This window comes from Streptosporangium amethystogenes (assembly GCF_000721075.1).
GTDB classification, from domain to species: Bacteria; Actinomycetota; Actinomycetes; order Streptosporangiales; family Streptosporangiaceae; genus Streptosporangium; species Streptosporangium amethystogenes.
In genome coordinates, this window is record NZ_JOEQ01000091.1 from 1 (window position 1) to 3,559 (window position 3,559).

Consider the following 3,559-nt stretch of genomic DNA (forward strand, 5'->3'; position numbering starts at 1 on the left):
AGGACATCCAGGCAACGATCTTCGCACTCGACGCATCCTCACCGACTCAGCCGAGGCTACGGGGCAGTATTCATCACGAAATGTGGGCCAGATCCCAGTTTTCACCCGTCGTCGACACCGCCACGCATGACGACGCGCTGCTCGCCCTCCGGTGATGTCAGTTCGGCTCGCACATCAGAGTTCGAGTTGCGATCCTCACCGGCCCCGAGGGTCGGGACGGAGGAGGCGGGGACGGTTCTGCTCTGCGCGAAGCAGGCAGAACTCGAACGCGCCGTCTACCTATGGTGAGGCATGGCCTCCTCTGTCCCGCCGCTACGTCCGGCGACCGATCGGACCGATCCGAAGCCGTCTCCGGCTCGCGAGCCGCTGTGGCGGCACGCGCTCGGTGAGTGTCTCAGAGGTCTTCGTCACGAGCGGGGCGAGAAGTTGAGCGAGACGGCGCGTCGCGCCGGCGTCTCGCCGCAGTATCTCTCCGAGATGGAACGAGGCCTCAAAGAGCCATCGAGCGAAATGATCGCTGCGGTCGCCGGCGCGCTGGATGTCACCCTGGTCGATCTGACCCTTGCCGTTGCCGAGAGCTTGCGGTCTGCTCAGAACAGCACGTCGAGAGGTGCTACCTGCTCGGCGGCGTATGCTCTGGCCGCGTAGCGAGGCCTGCCGGGATCGTCCACGAGCCTACGAATGCTCCTCGATGATCTCATCGAGGAGCCCGTACTCCAAGGCCGCGGTCGCGGTGAACACGCGATCGTGATCGGTGTCGGCGCGTAGGGTCTCGACAGTCTGGCCCGTGTGCCGTGACAGTATGCGCTCGATGTCTGCTCGGACACGTACCACCTCGTCGGCTTGCAGGATGAGATCGGGGATCGTTCCGCGCCCCTGAGCAGCCGGCTGGTGCAGGATTACTCGTGCGTGTGGAAGAGCGGCACGTTTTCCTTCGGCACCCGCGGCGAGAAGGACGGCACCCACCGCGATGGCCTGTCCAACGCAGGTTGTCTCAACCCGCGGGCGGATATAGCGCATGGTGTCGTATATCGCGAGCATTGCGCTCGGATCCCCGCCTTCGCAGTTGATATAGAACTGTATGCTGGCATCAGGGTTGTCCGACTCCAGAAAAATAAGCTGCGCGATGAGCGCGTTCGCGACGCCCGCATCAATTGCGGTTCCCAGATAGACGATTCGCTCGGTGAGCAGGTGCGAGTAGACATCCATGATCCGCTCGCCACGAGAATTCCGGGCGATGACGTTAGGGATCGTGTACGTGGTCACTGGCCGACTCCTTCGGTGACGCCGAATCCGGGCCGTGTGCGATTGTGTGGCGCGATTTCGTTGAAGCTCTGGACGATTGCGTCTACGAAGCCGTAGTCCAGTGCCTCTTGCGCCGTGTACCAGCGATCGTGCAGAGAATCCTCGAATATGCGCTCTACGGGCTGACCCGTGTCCTCGGAGATAAGACCGAGCACCGTGTCGCGAGTATGCCGAAGGTCGCCGGCCTGCAGTTCGATGTCGACCGCGGTGCCGCCGATTCCGGCCGAGCCTTGGTGCATCAGGACACGTGCGTGCGGCAGAGCGCGGCGCTTCCCTCGGGTACCCGATGACAGCAAGAATTGCCCGGCACTGTAGGCGATGCCCAGCACGAGGGTCGATACGTCACAGGGAATGAGCCGAATGATGTCACGGATCGCCAGCATCGATGGAACCGAGCCGCCCGGGGAGTGAATCCACAATGCGATATCGGTCGACGCGTCCTGCGTGGCGAGTGCTATCAATTGCGTGGCGAGCAACGTCCCATTGTCATCATCGAGAGGGCCGTCGAGAACGAGAACGCGCTGCTCGTAAAGCTGGTGTCTTACCCGCGCGTTGAACAGTGGAAGTTTCGATTCTTCACCCATGCGTCCATCATGTGGGGCGATCCGGATCGGCGTCGACACGATCTGCCTGGGGCAGATCTGCTCTGAGCAGAGAGAACTCGGTTTCCGGCCCGGTTCGTAGCATTGCGATCGTGAATCCACTGGAGCGGGCGCCCTCCTGCTGCCCATGCCTTTCCCTGCGGATTTGCTTAGTTTGACGCCCGCCGTCGCTTGAGCATGGGCGGTGTGGTCATCTCCTTGCCGGGCAGGCGTAGCCATACCGGGCCGGACACGCCAGGTCACGTCGTCATTCGCGTGTACCTGTTCCGGTGACCTTCCTCGCCCACTGGTTGCCCTACTCGCAGGATGACGGCTTGACCTGGTGGGGCCGTGACCGATGAGGAGATGACTGCGGCGCCCCTCCCGGACCCGCACCTCTTTCCCCTGCCTCGCGTCGCTCTGTCCGAGGGACAGGATTTCCAGTCAAGGCGCTGCGGAACGCTGATCTGCAGGGTCCCACACGATCTGACCCGAATGAAGCAGGCTCCGCCAAGGATGAGAGCCGCGCCCGACTTGAGGTAACTCGCTGACATGGCGAGCGATCATCGAGCACCGCAGTCCCGACACCCACCCAAAACCACGAATGGCTCTGACCTATTAACGCAGGTCAGAGCCATTTTGGTGGAAACTACTGGGTTCGAACCAGTGACATCTCGCTTGTAAGGCGATCGGAGCAGGGGTGTGACCAGAGCGTATGCCGTCCCTGCCCTGGACGTACCGTCCAGGGCGATCCACCGGTGTCCGGCCTCGTCGTCACCCAGTTGGTCATTCAAAATTCAGAAGTTCTCACTCCACAGGTACCAGGGGCCGTAGTAGTGCTCGACGTCGGGTTCGTATTCCTCTTCTTCCGGCAGCGGGGGTTCCCCGTTCGGGCTCCAGATGAAGCCATGGGCGTGAATGCCGTTTCCTCCGCCCGCCAGCGCGAAGCGCACCGTGCCCTCATACCGTTCGGCCCAGGAGATCTCGAACAGCCCGAGCGTCGCGGCATCCATCCTCCAGTCGCCGCTTCCCGCTACCGCTGACCGCGCGACCTTCTCGAAGTCCTCCTCGGACAGAGAGAATCTGAATCTTCCCGGGCCCATGGCAGCCAGCGCGCACACCAGAATTCCGACGATTACCGGTGCTGCCCAGCGCAACAGGTTTCGTTTGACACCAGGCCGACCTTCCGGATTGAAAACCTCCATGGCGAGGCGCACGAACCAGACCACACCTAGTACGAAGAACGCCAGGAGAACAGGCAACACCCACAGAGGGCCGCCGCTGGGAAAGCTTGCCCCGTACAGGAGCAGCAGTCCAATGACCACCAGCGAGCCGATCAACGGAAAACCCGGCGCGCCGATCGAACTCCTCGGGGTCCGCTCTTTCGAAATCACGGCAACTCCAACCAGGGTCGATCAAGGCGTCTCATGATCCACACGAATCCTATCCATGGATCTCGATAAGCACAGAGTGCCGGAAACCCGGAGTTCTGCTCAGGGTTCAAGAGCGGAGAAAAGGTCTCCACGACCCCGCCGCCATGCGATCTACCGCTGCTCAGGGTGACTGCCGTCCAAAAGAAGGCCAGCGGCAAGAGCAAGACGGAGGCCAAGGACAAGCTCAAAGAGATCATCCGCGACTACGACGACGGCCTGGCCATCGCACCGGCGAACTAC

Annotated in this window: 4 protein-coding genes; 1 reads left to right on the forward strand and 3 read right to left on the reverse strand. The window is 62.0% G+C overall.

The window, feature by feature from the left end:
* Positions 1–291 precede the first annotated feature (291 nt).
* Positions 292–648 carry a helix-turn-helix domain-containing protein gene (locus IG98_RS0143490; RefSeq protein ID WP_030926319.1) on the forward strand — a complete coding sequence of 119 codons (357 nt, stop codon included), beginning with the start codon at positions 292–294 and terminating at the stop codon, positions 646–648.
* A gap of 27 nt (positions 649–675) precedes the next feature.
* Here the strand turns inward: IG98_RS0143490 and IG98_RS0143495 are convergent, their stop codons facing one another.
* The 3 genes from IG98_RS0143495 to IG98_RS0143510 form a co-directional block, all read right to left on the reverse strand.
* Complete coding sequence (locus tag IG98_RS0143495) at positions 676–1,266, reverse strand: ClpP family protease (protein WP_030926320.1); 591 nt, start codon at positions 1,264–1,266, stop codon at positions 676–678.
* Positions 1,263–1,889, reverse strand: coding sequence for a ClpP family protease (locus tag IG98_RS0143500; RefSeq protein WP_030926321.1), 627 nt, complete (start codon positions 1,887–1,889; stop codon positions 1,263–1,265). Before IG98_RS0143500 ends, IG98_RS0143495 begins: the two co-directional genes overlap by 4 nt.
* A gap of 794 nt (positions 1,890–2,683) precedes the next feature.
* Positions 2,684–3,280, reverse strand: a complete 597-nt coding sequence (locus tag IG98_RS0143510) for a hypothetical protein (RefSeq protein WP_157594892.1) — start codon at positions 3,278–3,280, stop codon at positions 2,684–2,686.
* Positions 3,281–3,559: the final 279 nt, after the last annotated feature.

Excerpts from the sequence above, each read along its gene's own strand:
- IG98_RS0143500 (WP_030926321.1), bottom strand. The coding sequence starts at position 1,889 with ATGGGTGAAGAATCGAAACTTCCACTGTTCAACGCGCGGGTAAGACAC.
- IG98_RS0143490 (WP_030926319.1), top strand. The coding sequence starts at position 292 with ATGGCCTCCTCTGTCCCGCCGCTACGTCCGGCGACCGATCGGACCGAT.